The sequence below is a fragment of the Photobacterium minamisatsumaniensis genome, assembly GCF_050336695.1.
Lineage (GTDB): Bacteria > Pseudomonadota > Gammaproteobacteria > Enterobacterales > Vibrionaceae > Photobacterium > Photobacterium minamisatsumaniensis.
In genome coordinates this window covers 23,485-36,984 of sequence record NZ_JAKJSI010000028.1, presented here as the reverse complement: position 1 = coordinate 36,984, position 13,500 = coordinate 23,485, and the positions used below count along the sequence as shown (strand labels likewise).

The 13,500-nt window shown below is 45.9% G+C and carries 11 protein-coding genes; 9 read left to right on the top strand and 2 right to left on the bottom strand.

Features of this window, described 5'->3' with window-relative positions; translation table 11 throughout:
• Positions 1-13 precede the first annotated feature (13 nt).
• The gene (locus L4D78_RS15625) at positions 14-1,042 is read right to left on the bottom strand and encodes a porin (protein WP_428467784.1); all 1,029 of its coding nucleotides are present in this window, start codon (positions 1,040-1,042) and stop codon (positions 14-16) included.
• A gap of 324 nt (positions 1,043-1,366) precedes the next feature.
• Positions 1,367-2,014 carry an oligogalacturonate-specific porin KdgM family protein gene (locus tag L4D78_RS15620; protein ID WP_428467783.1) on the bottom strand — a complete coding sequence of 216 codons (648 nt, stop codon included), beginning with the start codon at positions 2,012-2,014 and terminating at the stop codon, positions 1,367-1,369.
• Positions 2,015-2,428: 414 nt separating this feature from the next.
• On the opposite strand from L4D78_RS15620, the gene rlmA reads away from it, so the two are divergent.
• From rlmA to L4D78_RS15575, 9 genes are all read left to right on the top strand, one after another.
• Positions 2,429-3,244 (top strand): 23S rRNA (guanine(745)-N(1))-methyltransferase, encoded by an 816-nt coding sequence (gene rlmA / locus L4D78_RS15615; RefSeq protein ID WP_428467782.1) that lies wholly within the window; start codon positions 2,429-2,431, stop codon positions 3,242-3,244.
• Positions 3,245-3,411: 167 nt separating this feature from the next.
• On the top strand, positions 3,412-4,377 hold the full coding sequence (locus tag L4D78_RS15610) for a ChaN family lipoprotein (RefSeq protein WP_428467781.1): 966 nt from the start codon (positions 3,412-3,414) through the stop codon (positions 4,375-4,377).
• Between the two features lie 507 nt (positions 4,378-4,884).
• Complete coding sequence (locus L4D78_RS15605) at positions 4,885-5,859, top strand: ABC transporter substrate-binding protein (RefSeq protein WP_428467780.1); 975 nt, start codon at positions 4,885-4,887, stop codon at positions 5,857-5,859.
• 82 nt (positions 5,860-5,941) lie between these two features.
• A complete protein-coding gene (locus L4D78_RS15600) occupies positions 5,942-6,871 on the top strand; it encodes an ABC transporter permease (protein ID WP_428467779.1) in 930 nt (309 codons plus the stop codon).
• Between the two features lie 18 nt (positions 6,872-6,889).
• Positions 6,890-7,684: an ABC transporter ATP-binding protein gene (locus L4D78_RS15595; RefSeq protein WP_428467778.1), complete on the top strand. Its 795-nt coding sequence runs from the start codon at positions 6,890-6,892 to the stop codon at positions 7,682-7,684.
• 161 nt (positions 7,685-7,845) lie between these two features.
• Positions 7,846-8,148, top strand: a complete 303-nt coding sequence (locus L4D78_RS15590) for a DUF6172 family protein (protein ID WP_428467777.1) — start codon at positions 7,846-7,848, stop codon at positions 8,146-8,148.
• Positions 8,149-8,364: 216 nt separating this feature from the next.
• Positions 8,365-9,669 carry an efflux RND transporter periplasmic adaptor subunit gene (locus L4D78_RS15585; protein WP_428467776.1) on the top strand — a complete coding sequence of 435 codons (1,305 nt, stop codon included), beginning with the start codon at positions 8,365-8,367 and terminating at the stop codon, positions 9,667-9,669.
• Positions 9,666-12,821 (top strand): efflux RND transporter permease subunit, encoded by a 3,156-nt coding sequence (locus tag L4D78_RS15580; protein ID WP_428467775.1) that lies wholly within the window; start codon positions 9,666-9,668, stop codon positions 12,819-12,821. Before L4D78_RS15585 ends, L4D78_RS15580 begins: the two co-directional genes overlap by 4 nt.
• Positions 12,822-12,869: 48 nt before the next feature.
• Entirely contained in the window at positions 12,870-13,484 is a 615-nt protein-coding gene (locus tag L4D78_RS15575) for a TetR family transcriptional regulator (protein WP_428467774.1), read from the top strand.
• Positions 13,485-13,500 lie beyond the last annotated feature (16 nt).

Sequence of the window (13,500 nt, the reverse complement as noted above, 5' to 3'; positions counted from 1 at the left end):
CGACGCATCATTATTAGTATTCGTAGCGCAGGCCTAAGAACATGTAGTCATCGTCGGTATCTCCCGAGAATCCACCACTTATTCCATCCTTACCATCACGGAACACATAACTACCAAATACCGATGAACGAGCGGTGAGTCGATACTGCGCCTCGAGAGTAGCATCACTCAATTCAAGCTCATCACCATCGCTGTTTTCGAGCCAACGATAGCCTGCACGCAGTACCCATTCGTCACTCAGATCATAAACGGCGGTCACTTCAACAACTTCATCTTTACTTTTAAGACCGCTACCGGTATCCACTTCATCTTCCGAGTAAATGAGCCCAAGTACTAAATCATTGATGTAATAGCTGGCACCAACACCCCAAACATAATAGTCCAAGCCATTTGTATCGCCTTCATCAACTTGATATACAGCCACGGGGGCCAATTTACCGGCATTGCCCAAGTCGAAGGTATAACGCAAGGCAATGTTATAACCGGTATCTAAATCAGATTCGCTGTTCCCAAGAATATAAGCAACAGATACATCAAGGTAATCGTAGCTGTTTTGATACTGCAAAGTGCCATCTTGACGGAAGACCTGAGTCGCTGTTGAATCAACCCTATCAACCTGTCGAGCAATCGCAATATCGGATGCAGCAAAGACATCAACAATGTCGGTGAACATGATCAAGCCAGAAGCAACACGGCCACCAGTAAATCGGCCATAGTTAGAAGCATCAATCCCCGCCCAGACATAACGAGCCGTAAAGCTATCATTGCCTTTACCGGCATTGGCGCCTTCTGCGGCATTGACCTGATATTCAGCCCAGCCAATCACCGAGACTTGGTCATTCACCGTTTGCGAGCCGCCAAGCCCAACACGTGCATCGAATTTGCCTTTAACATCCTCTTCACCTTTATCGGTTACATTGAATGCTAAACGGCCATAAACATCAATGGTGGAACCATCTTCACCTTGGTAGATCGTACCTGCTTGTGCAAAACCTGTACCCAACAATGCCGGGATTACCACTGCTAATGCTACTTTTTTCATGTTCAACTCCTGTTGTACATTTTTATTGTCGAGGCAATCATTTGCCTCGTTAGAGCACGTGCTGATAACTAAACAATCAATACTAAACAGATATATCAAGCACTTAATCGCGCCTATTTAGCATAGTACAGATATTTAAGTGGTGAATATTTATTGAACTTTTATGCAAGATTGAAAATGAAAAGGCTTAATACTGAGCTTTATGGCAGGCTGATAAATAGTAATAGACAAAAAAGAGAAAAGAAGAAAAAAGAAGTCAGAAAATTAGAAACAAAAAAGGAAGGCAAAGCCTTCCTTTCTCTATTCATTCGATATCATACAAGCTTAGAAGCCGTAAGATGCACCGAATACGAATGCATTGTTTTCGTTGTCCGCTTGGTTACGGAACTCAAAGTATGGCTGAACGCCGTTACGAGTCCAAGTAGCACGAAGCTCGTGATCCATTGTCTCGCCTTCAATCATGTAAACATTGTTGTATGACAGGCCAACTTCCATATCTGTTAGGTTGTAACCGATGCGGTTGTCCATACGGTAGTCAGTTTTTGCATCATTGTCTGTTGCATCAATGTGTGCACGTGTACGGTTGCTGATTGCAATACCGTTGTCAAAGTTGTAGCCAATTTTAACCAGAGGACGGTACTGGAATGACTTACCTTCAACAAGAAGGTGATGGTAACCTGCTGCAACCCATAAGTTATCAGTCACATTGAAAGACTGCTCACCACCAAGAGTGATCGCTGGAGAACCTGGGTTTTCCGCCTTAAGTGTACCAACCTGAATGCCATCAAATTCTGTATAAACCGTTAGGCCGCCTAGAGCATTGGTGAACGTGTGGCCAGCTTCAAGAGTAGAGGTTGCACTTGAACCATGTAGGTCGCTATCGTGAAACTGTACGTTACCCGTTACGTAAGATGACGCCATTGCGCCTTGTGCCATAAGTAGTGCTACTGCGCCTAATGCAAAACGTTTCATTCTGAATTCCTAAAGTTTTATTCACGCGGTTTATACCGTCGTTTATTTTTTTACAGCTAGAATTATCATTCAGTAACTGGCAAGTATCGACAATGAACATCAACCAGTATCTGCACCGTAGTGCATTAGAATAATAACCTGCAATAACTAACACCTGCGACATTAAACCCCACCAAGGCGAGTTAATACCAGGCAACAAAGGAGGTTAACTTCCTTCCTTTGAGAAGCAAAATAACTCAGAAAGCTGAACGTAGGCTGAACGAATATTGCGCTTATCTATTTAAAATATATCTGTGATCTAACCATAATTTCGGAGCGTGAAATATGTGATCAATCTCCTTTCATCCCTTCGCTTGCAGGCGTATATAGGGGGCGTTTACAATGGTGGCATACTCATTACGCTCGGTAACACCTATGTCATATCAATGCCCGCTATGTCACTCATCGCTCAGTCAGCAAGCCAATACATGGTGCTGCAGCAACAACCATCAGTTTGATTTAGCCAAGGAGGGATATGTCAACTTAATGCCCGCACACCACAAGGGCTCTAAAAACCCCGGTGATAACAAAGAGATGATGCAATCTCGAAGAGCATTTCTTGAAGCCGGTCATTACCATGCTTTACGTAATACCGTCATCGATGTACTTGAACTGTACTTACCAGAGCAAGCAGAAAGCCTTTTAGATATTGGTTGCGGTGAAGGTTATTACACTTCGGGCTTTGCCGAAGCATTGCAGGCACATCCATCATTAGAAGTGCATGGGCTCGATATTTCTAAGGTCGCTATTCGCTATGCGGCTAAACGCTATAAACAATGTCATTTCTGTGTCGCCTCAAGCCACCGCCTACCATTTGCCGATCGATCGCTAGATGGTATCGTACGTATTTACGCACCTTGCAAAACTGATGAATTGGTTCGCACCGTAAAACAAGGTGGGATAGTGGTTACTGTTACACCTGCCGCACGTCACCTCTATCAACTCAAAGAGCTGATTTATAATGATGTTAAGCTTCATGATATGACTGCTGAGGCCATCGACGGTTTTGATCTTATTGAAGACAAGCAATTACATTATGAGATGACGTTGGGTGGTGAAGAAGCGACAGCCTTGATGCAGATGACGCCCTTCGCTTGGAAAACCAGCGACGCTATTTGGCAGCAGCTAGCGGAAAGCGAGCAGTTCAGGTGCGAAGCTGATTTCTCAATTCGCGTTTACCGAAAACGCTAACCCTTTAGCCCCACCATTTAATTAATGATATTGATTATTGATAGCGTTTGATAATCAATATCAACTCCTCTATTATCGCGCCACTGTCTATAATTTCCTTTTGCATAACCACATAATTTAAACCTGTGGTTTCTAATGCGTATTCTGAATAACAGGTGTTGCGATAAATGAATAAATGGCTTTCTCTTGGGTTGATCAGTCTATTAGCAGGGTGTGCTGCCCAGCCTTCTTTAACTCAGTCAACCACTCCCCCTCCGCCAACATTTTATGATTACACCATACACTCACCGCAAGGTGATACTTTATCACTAGAGGCGCTCGCGGCTGAGTTAAAAGAGGCTGACATTGTCCTGGTTGGTGAGTGGCACGGTCATCCTGCAGCCCACCTGTTACAAGCTCAGTTATTTGCAGCGCTATACGCACAAAATACTGAATTAGCACTATCGATGGAGCAATTCACCCGTGACAAACAACATATTGTGAATCAATATTTAGAGGGGGAAATTGGTGAAAAAACATTGATAAAAGAAGGTAACGCATGGCCAAACTATACAAGTGACTATCGTCCATTAGTTGAGTTTGCGAAACAAAATCAGTTAGATGTGATTGCTGCCAATGCACCTAAACCGATCGTACGTTGCATCGGCCAGCAAGGGGCGGATTACCTAGATCAACTGCCAGCCGTTGAACGAAAGTGGGTGGCCTATAACCTGACATTAGACAATGATGCTTACCGAGCAAAATTTAATGCCTCAATGCACCATGGTGACGAAGAAAAAACCAAGCGTCAGTTTGCGGCCCAAACGGCATGGGATGACACCATGGCTGAAAGTATGGTGAATTACCTAGCCCTCAACCCCAACAAACAAATTATCCATACTGCAGGGCTATTTCATGTCGCTGAAGGCCTAGGCACGGCATCAAGAATAAAAGCGCGGAACCCTGAACTAAAAGTCATGATGGTGACCCCTGTTACAGAGAAAGCAAACGTGGCTGAGGGAGCACCAGACTACACCGTTAATGTCATGCCAATCCCGACTAGCTACGTTAACGAAGATAAAATGAAAGCTGCAATGAAAGAAATATATGGCCGCAATAACGATTTGAAGTGTTATCAACCAGAAGAAAAGTAGTTTGATTAACTGACCTTTCATAGAAAGAATTGAACCCCACCGGCGGCCAAGCTTGTGGGGTTCATGGGAGGAGATAAGCTAGTATCTCTAGCGCCTTGCGGCACATAAACAGTATCGGGCTTGCGACCTTGCTAGAAACTGAATATGAGTCGCGAACACAACGACAGCTGCCACACTTTAAGAACAACTCCCTCAAAACACCGGATCAAACACCTGTTTTATTGGCTTCTTCCTCAAATAAGCATATCCCGCCACTTTTAAAAAACACTAAAGCTAGATATCCATGCTTATTGAAATAAGCACTAATATTATCTGGATTACTGATCTCTATTTAGCAATAAAAATCACACCGATGTTTAATTTTTGTYAAAATTTATATGTTCTTTTTATCCTCTTTACGATAAAACATTATTCCAAGAGGTCATAGACCCAAGTAACTACAAGCTGTAGGACTCAGCACTTTGAAGTTATTGGGTATGAATTAAATAATCACAGCAGGGAGCGAGAATGGAATTCAAAAAAAATAAACTACTGACTGCCGTTTGTATTGCAGCCTCATTGGCACTTACATCAACATCAGTTTTAGCTGATGTCGCCAAAGTAGCAGTATCACAGATTGTCGAACACCCAGCACTTGACGCAACACGTGAGGGATTACTCGCAGGGCTAAAAGCAAAAGGATATGTTGAAGGCGAAAACCTCCAGTTTTCTTATCAAACGGCGCAGGGTAACCCAGCCATTGCGGTTCAAATTGCAAAACAGTTTGTGGGTGAGCGTCCCGACGTTTTAGTGGGGATCGCTACGCCAACTGCACAGGCACTGGCCGCATCAACCCGCTCTATTCCCGTTGTCTTTACTGCAGTGACAGACCCTATAGGCGCAAAGCTGGTTAAAAATATGGCGAAACCCGCAGGTAACGTCACCGGGCTTTCCGACTTATCACCCGTTGCCCAGCATGTTGAGCTAATGCTAGAGCTGCTACCTGAAATGAAAAGCATTGGGGTCGTTTTTAATCCTGGCGAATCCAATGCCGTAGCACTTGTACAGTTACTTCATGCCGCTGCGAAAGAAAAAGGCTTAACCGTTATTGAGGGTACCGCCTTGAAAAGTGCAGATGTTCAATCTGCAGCGCAAATTGTAGCCTCAAAAGTTGATGTCATTTACGCACCAACAGATAACACTGTTGCCAGTGCCATTGAAGGGCTCGTCAATGCAGGTAATCAAGCCAACACACCAATCGTTGGCGCATCAACAACCTACATTGAAAGTGGTGCACTTGCCGCACTTGGCTTTGACTACTATCAAGTCGGTGTACAAACGGCAGATTATGTCGCTGCCTTACTTGAAGGTAAAAAAGTAGCCGAATTACCAGTGACGGTTGCAAAAGGTTCTGACTTAGCACTCAACCAGCAAGCGGCGAATAAACTTGGGATCACATTCCCAACGTCAATAATGGAACGTGCAACATCTGTCACTAAATAACCCGCTAAATGTCGGCTTCTGGCGTTAGCACGTCACAAGCTGGCATCAATCACTCAGAATTAAAAAGACAAGGGGAATAAGGATGTCTTTCTTTGCCTTTATCGGAACCTTAGAGATCGGCCTCGTTTATGGCTTGGTCGCATTGGGGGTCTACCTCACCTTCCGCGTATTAGATTTTCCAGATCTCAGTGTTGACGGTAGCTTCCCTATGGGTGCAGCCGTTGCCGCGACAGCCATTGTCTCGGGGGTAAACCCTTGGATGGCAACACTTCTCGCCATTTTTGCTGGTGGACTCTGCGGCCTTGTCACTGCCTTTCTTGCCGTTCGTTGTGGCATTCTTCATTTGCTCGCCAGCATTCTGACCATGATCGCAGCATTTTCCATCAACATACGCATCATGGGCCGCCCTAACCTCGCCCTGTTAGGCGAAGACACTATTTTTACCCCGTTTGAAATCATGGCCTTCGACATGGGCTTTGATGAAGGTTTACTTCGTCTTGCTATCGTACTGCTGCTTGTATTAGCCAGCGCATGGTTTATTACCCGCTTACTGGCCAGTGACTTTGGACTTGGGCTACGTGCAACAGGCGTCAATAGTCGAATGGTCAATGCCCAAGGAGGTAATACCGCCCTCTATACCTATCTGGGCTTGGCGCTGTCTAACGGCTTAGTCGGCTTTTCTGGCGCACTGTTTGCCCAAACTAACAGCTTTGCTGACGTCACCTCTGGTGTCGGCACCATTGTTGTTGGCTTAGCGGCGGTGATCTTGGGTCAAACGTTGCTTCCAGGGCGCAAAATTTGGGTTGCCGTGGTTGCGGTAATACTAGGATCAATACTCTATCGCCTTGCCGTCGCCTTTGCCCTCAGTAGCGGGATGTTTGGCTTACAAGCCTCTGATCTAAATTTGATCACTGCTTTACTGGTTGCCGCAGCACTCATCGCACCACGAATGAAGAGCCGCTTTCAGCGCAAAACGAAAAAAAAAGTACTGAGTACTAAAAAGTTAGCCTGAGTCGTATAAGGGAATAACATGATTGAGCTAAACGATATTCGCGTTACCTTCAACGAAGGCACTATTTTAGAAAACCAAGCACTAAAAGGGGTTTCACTGACCGTACCTGAAAAACAATTTGTCACGGTAATTGGTTCTAATGGTGCTGGTAAATCAACCCTGCTCGGCGCCGTCAGCGGAGAAACCCCCATGGTCGGTGGGCAAGTACTCATTGATAATGTCGATGTCACCGATAAATCAGTGCATCAACGCGCCCAATATGCCGCTAGGGTTTTCCAAGACCCCCTCGCTGGCACTTGCGGTTCATTGACCATCGAAGAAAACATGGCACTTGCCTACAAACGAGGCAGTAACCGAAGCTGGAAGCTAGCGTTGTCATCAAGCCGGCGCAAGCTGTTTCAAGAACGTATCAGCATACTTGGCCTTGGCCTAGAAGACAGGCTCAGTGATAGCATCGGCCTACTATCTGGCGGACAACGCCAAGCAGTCAGTTTGGTGATGGCTACCTTAGCCGACAGTAAATTGTTATTGCTTGATGAGCACACCGCCGCCCTCGATCCTCGCATGGCCGCATTCGTGCTGGCCTTAACCAATAAAGTGGTTCAAGAGTTCGATCTAACGGTGATGATGGTCACTCACTCAATGAAAGATGCCTTAGCCTATGGCGAGCGCACTGTCATGCTGCACCAAGGTGAAATCGTGCTTGATGTCGATGGCCCTGAACGTGCCCACATGGATGTAAAACAACTGCTGGAAATGTTCAGTAAAGTGCGTGGTGAAGAGCTAACAGACGACAGTTTATTGCTAAGTTAACAATAGATATCACTTCTTCATCGCTACAAGGGCAGATTTAAAGTAAAATATCTGAAGTGCCTTTGGGTCTGTTGTCCTTTCGCGTGTAATCCTTGGAAAAGGGTAAACGTAAAAGGCCTACAGACCTTTGTTTATCAGGCCTTTTTAACTTTAGGAAACTCATGAAAAAAACATTTGCTTTAACTCACCCAAAAAAAGCTGTACCACGCGTTGTAGAAGCAGTGAAACACGAAGTAAAAAAATACCTACGCCGCGAGCGTAACAAAACGCTACCCGCTGGTGCCGATTACTGGGATTTTGATTGTAAGTTTGGTCATACCGAGCAGGAAGCAAAGGTTATCCACGTTAAAGAAATCGGCAAGTGCGTTGATGAAGCTGAAGCACTAGCACTGACTTCATTCTATCTTGAGATCTTGGCTAAGCCAGCCGTTCGCACAAGACAAGAAGAAGAAGACGAAGAGTAATCACCCGTTTTCTTGACAGAGCCGCGCATGAGCGTGGTTTTGTCTTCTTTTATTATATTAGCAAGCGCCATACCCCCCCCCAAAAAAAAAAGTTTCATTTCGATAAACATTCAACGTCATATCCTACGCAACAGCAGGGAAGCATTTTTCCGCCACTTTACATACATTCTTGTATGTATATATAATGTAAGAAATCACTTTTACCTGAGCAACGCAATGAACCGTCGTACCATTACCGCCAAAGCATGGCTATTGTTACCTCTCGGACTGTTATTACTGACGGGCTATCGTTTTTCACAACTGGAAGATAGTAGTCAGCTGCAGCCGCAAGCTCCCCATGCTGTGAAGGTACAAACAGAACTGCTCACCCCTGAACGACTAACGGGCTGGGCTTTCTCAGAAGGAACGGTTCAAGCCTATCGTAAGGCATTTCTCGATTTTGAAATGCCCGGCAAGGTTGTTGCGATTAGTAAACTGGAGAATGGGACACAGCTACGCGAAGGTGTCAGGGTATTTGGCCCCGATGAAGCTGTTCAACGTGGGCAACTGTTGGCTCAAATCGATAGCCGCCAAAATTCAGCATCAGTGACGGCACTTGAAGCCCGCTTGCAAGCAGTACGGGCTCAAAAACAAGAAGCCCAAGCCCGACTGCAGCAGGCGGAGAATGATTTAGCACTCTCTCGTCAAAACTTTGCCCGTATGGAAGAAGTCTATGAACGTGGTGTGATCTCACAAGATGAATACGAACGAAATAAAACCGCGTTACTCAATGCTCAATCCACTGTAAGGATGAGCCACAGTGCCCTTGATGCCATTGAATCAGACATTCTGAGTGTCTCTGCCGATATTAATCGCGAAACCGTCAGCTTAGAAAAAACCAGCCTTTTTGCCCCTTTCAACGGCTATATTGCCGCAATGAATATCCGGGAAGAAAATCACTATTACCCACCCGCAGGCATCACTTCAAACCGTGATCGTGAAGCGAGCAGTGCCATCGTCGTCGTTGATGACAGCTTACTTGAGATTCAGTTAGAGCTCCCTGTCGAAGACACCCGCCAGCTAGAAGAGGGGCAAACAGTCTATCTCGCCAGTGACGATTCCACCCTTTATCAAGCAGAAGAAGCACAGTTTGTCGGCAACGATGTCGTCACTGGCACGATTTGGTCGGTTAGCCCAACCATTAACCTTCAGCGCCGCTCTCAAACCGTAAAAGTAAGAGTCGACAATGACCAGCAACAGCTCATCGATGGGGAGTTCGTTCGCGCTTGGATAGCCACAACAGTCGTTGATAACGCTATCTCATTGCCTATTTATGCTATCTCGTTCCGAAGCGGTAACGCTTTTGCTTTTATCGTGAATGACAATGGCCAAGTTGAAGAGCGCCAGTTAACGTTGGGTCTACAAGGTCTGCGCCGCATTCAAATTATTGACGGACTCAATGATGGCGAGCAAGTCGTTACCCGCGGCCAACACCTGCTAATAAATGGTAGCCCTGTGGACGTCGTAGGAGCGATCCAATGAGGCCGATAGCACGCAAACTCTTTGTCCAGACACTTGTTAGCAGGCTCTTGCTTGGCATGATTGTGCTGGCAGGCCTGCTGTCATACAACAGCATGGTACGCGAGAACTACCCAGATCTTGAGATCCCGCAAGCGATCGTCATGACCTTCTGGCCGGGCGCCGCCCCTGAGCAGATCGAAAAAGAGATCACCAAACACCTTGAAGATGAGATCCGCAGTTTAAAAGGCCTAAAATCCTTTTCTAGCGGTTCGTATAACTCGTATTCAATTGTCGCCGTGGAATTTGATGCCGACATGCCCATGAGTGAAGCAATGCAATTATTGCGGGCAAGTGTCGATAAAGCAGAAGCTGAATTCCCTTCAGACAGTAGTATTGAAAAGCCTGACATCGAAGAAATGTCAGTCTCGAACATGCCAGTGATCAGCTGGGTACTCAGTGGCGATGTCGATGACATTCTACTTTCAGATACTGCCAAGCTACTAGAAACACAGTTTGAAAACTTACCGCTGGTTAAAAAAGTTAACCTCAACGGTATGCGAGAAAAAAGCCTGCACATTCGTCTACGTATGGACAGGCTACGCGATCTTGGAATTTCACCTCTGCTGATCCGTGAGCGTCTACAAGCGGCAAACCATGATATGGCATGGGGCGAATTTGAATCAGATGAAAATACGTTCAACCTATACCTTTCTGGCCGCTTTGTTACCGTTGAACAGGTTCGCCAACTACCGATCACACGCTTAGGTGATAACCGCCCTGTTCGATTAGGTGAGTTAGCCGAAGTCAGCCACCGCTTGGATCGCGAAGTCAGCCGTACCTTCTTCAGCCTCAATAACATGCCGTTTGAACCCGGCATCACACTGGATGTATTAAAACAGCCAGGTGCGGATACCTTTGCCGTTATTGATTCTACCCAGAAAAAAGTCGACCAACTCACGAGTCGTTCAAGCTGGCCACAAGGTTTGTCACTATCACGCGTTAGCGATGATGGCGAACTTATTGAGCTAGCATTTAATGATATCTCGGGGTCAATGAAACAGGCTGTCGTGATCGTCTTTCTTGTCTTGATGCTACTGCTGAGCTGGCGTGAAGCATTAATCGCAGGCATTGCCCTGCCCGTTACCTTGCTGGCAACACTGGCTGTGATGGCGAGCTTTGGTTACTCCTTCAACTCGATGATCATGATAGGCATGGTGCTCGCGCTTGGTTTGATGGTCGATGTCTATATCTTGGTGATGGAGGGCATGCATGAAGGGCTGTATGTTAAAAAGCTCTCTTTTGCTGAAGCCGCAATGGAGACCGTCCGCCAATTTATTCTGCCAGCAACAGCCGGACAGCTCACCACCATATTAGCCATGGTACCAATGATGATGGTGGGTGGCATTGATGGTAAGTTTATTCGTATCTTGCCTATTACTATCACTGTCACTCTGCTGATCAGCTTATTTATTGCTTTCCTGATCTGTATTCCTTTGTCGCGCTACATGTTGGAAAAGGCCGGTGATAACGATAAAGAGCTACTGATTGATAAACTTTCTCGACGCTACCGTCATCAGTTGCGTCAGTGGCTCAATACCTATGTGCTCAAAAGCAAAAAACATGCAGGGGCATGGGTTGGCGGCGCATTAATGCTCTTTATCGCCAGCATTGTGCTTGTGGGAATGATGCCATCAGAAATGTATCCCGAATCAGACGACCGTAAAATTGGGGTTTCGTTGGTACTGGCGCCTGACTCAACACTGGAGCAATCACAGCGCGCCGCCGATAAAGCGGGAGAATTTCTGCGCCAACAGCCATGGATTGAAAAAGTCATTACTTATGTCGGGGCAAAAAGCCCAATGACAACCGCTTCGTTGAATGATGCCCTATTACCGTCACAAGAGTGGAATCAGGTTGGCTTCAGCTTAACCCTTTATCCTAAAGATCAACGCGATAAACTGTCGTTTGAGTACTTAGAAGAAATTCGTTCCGGCATCTTAGAGGCACTGCACGATGAACCTGGGATTGAAATTTCGCTGGTGCATATTGGTGGTAACCCCGATACATCGGCTCCGATTCAAATTGACTTAATCGGACCTGACTATAATCAGCTGATTGGCATTTCAACAGAGGTTAAAAATGTCTTAGCACAGGTGCCTGGCAGCAGTGACATTAACGATAATCTGGGCCCAGCACGTTACGAGGTGCGCTTTAGCTTCAAGCATGAAATGCTCAGCTTTCATCAACTCTCTGAGTCAGAGGTCTCTCAACAAATTCGCATTGCGATGGAGCAAGATGAGATAGGCCACTACAAAATTGAAGGCATTGATGACGATGCTAAAATTCGCCTAAGTGTACTATGGCCAAGCCGTGGAGAATCACTAGGGGGGCCTCGCCACCTTTCTGAAATGCGCTTATTACATATTATTACTCAAGATGGACGCTCGGTACCGTTAACCGACTTGGTTGATCACCAAATCGTCGAAACACCGCGTGTCTTTGTTCACAAAGAAGGACAGCGTGCTGTCACCGTATCATCACGCACCGAAGGGCGAACAGCCAGCGAAGTGACCACGGTTTTGATACCGCAACTTGAGCAATTACAAGCACAATGGCCAGACGGTTATCACTACCAACTGGGCGGCGAAATGGCCAAAGCCGATGAAAGCTATAGTGCGATGGGCTCCGCCTTCACCTTGGCGATGTTCTCGATCTTTGTGTTATTGGCGTTAATGTTTAATTCTTTTGCTCAACCTGCAATCATTTTACTGATCGTCCCACTCGCACTGATGGGCACCTTCTTTGGCTACTTCCTATCCGGTACAGCCATGTCATTTTCTGGCTTGATTGGTATCGTGTCATTGGCTGGTATCGCAGTAAACAACGGCATTGTCTTGGTCGACACCATGAACAGACACTTAAAACAAGGTGAAACAGTCGCCCAAGCTGCAGCTTATGGCGCAGCAGAGCGTTTAAGGCCCATACTGAGTACTAGCCTAACGACAATCCTCAGCCTTCTACCGCTGGCATACAGTGATCCTCAGTGGTATCCATTGTGTATGGCCATTATCTACGGCTTAGTCGCCTCAACCATCATTGCCATTGTTATCATACCGGCATTGTATATTCTGTTGACCAAACCATTAGACAGCCCTTTGGCACAAACGGCTTAACTCTAACTGGAGGTGTGTCACCACACCTCCAGCTATCGGAACATAAACATGGCAAGAAAAAGTAAAGAAGAAGCAGAACAGACTCGACTCTTATTGCTTGATACTGCAATGAAAGTCTTCTGTGAAAAAGGGTTGGTCAAAACCACACTCGCCAGTATCGCGACAGAGGCAGGGCTCACGCGTGGTGCTATCTATTGGCATTTTAAAGATAAGGCCGATTTATTCGAGGCGTTATGGCAACAACAATCAACTACGCTTCAAGATGCTGCAAAAAAACTAGAAGGAACATCAGGCCAAGCATTACGTGAAGGCGTGCTGAATATAGCCCGTATTCTACTGACTGAAATGCGTGACAACCCAAGAATGGTGATGATCATGCAGCTTTCCTTACAAGGTTTTGCTGATGAAAGCTTACGGTTACGTTGTGTTGAAAAAGGGCAAGAAGATAAAGCGAAAGTTGAAGCCGCTATGCAGCAACTGCAGCAAGACGACATATTACTGCCTCACCTAACCCCTCAGATTGCAGCGGTGATCTATGAGAGTATGCTGAGCGGTATTTGTGAGCAATGGATAATGTATAATTTTGGCTACCAAACGGACGAGCAACTCGATAAATATATCAAGTCGTTATCGCTCGCCTTGTTTGTCAATTGTCCTTCATAGCCAATTGATTTTTAGC

Coding starts and splice junctions, on each gene's coding strand:
- L4D78_RS15625 (WP_428467784.1), bottom strand. CDS start 1,042: ATGAAAAAAGTAGCATTAGCAGTGGTAATCCCGGCATTGTTGGGTACA.
- L4D78_RS15620 (WP_428467783.1), bottom strand. CDS start 2,014: ATGAAACGTTTTGCATTAGGCGCAGTAGCACTACTTATGGCACAAGGC.
- rlmA (WP_428467782.1), top strand. CDS start 2,429: ATGTCATATCAATGCCCGCTATGTCACTCATCGCTCAGTCAGCAAGCC.
- L4D78_RS15610 (WP_428467781.1), top strand. CDS start 3,412: ATGAATAAATGGCTTTCTCTTGGGTTGATCAGTCTATTAGCAGGGTGT.
- L4D78_RS15605 (WP_428467780.1), top strand. CDS start 4,885: ATGGAATTCAAAAAAAATAAACTACTGACTGCCGTTTGTATTGCAGCC.
- L4D78_RS15600 (WP_428467779.1), top strand. CDS start 5,942: ATGTCTTTCTTTGCCTTTATCGGAACCTTAGAGATCGGCCTCGTTTAT.
- L4D78_RS15595 (WP_428467778.1), top strand. CDS start 6,890: ATGATTGAGCTAAACGATATTCGCGTTACCTTCAACGAAGGCACTATT.
- L4D78_RS15590 (WP_428467777.1), top strand. CDS start 7,846: ATGAAAAAAACATTTGCTTTAACTCACCCAAAAAAAGCTGTACCACGC.
- L4D78_RS15585 (WP_428467776.1), top strand. CDS start 8,365: ATGAACCGTCGTACCATTACCGCCAAAGCATGGCTATTGTTACCTCTC.
- L4D78_RS15580 (WP_428467775.1), top strand. CDS start 9,666: ATGAGGCCGATAGCACGCAAACTCTTTGTCCAGACACTTGTTAGCAGG.
- L4D78_RS15575 (WP_428467774.1), top strand. CDS start 12,870: ATGGCAAGAAAAAGTAAAGAAGAAGCAGAACAGACTCGACTCTTATTG.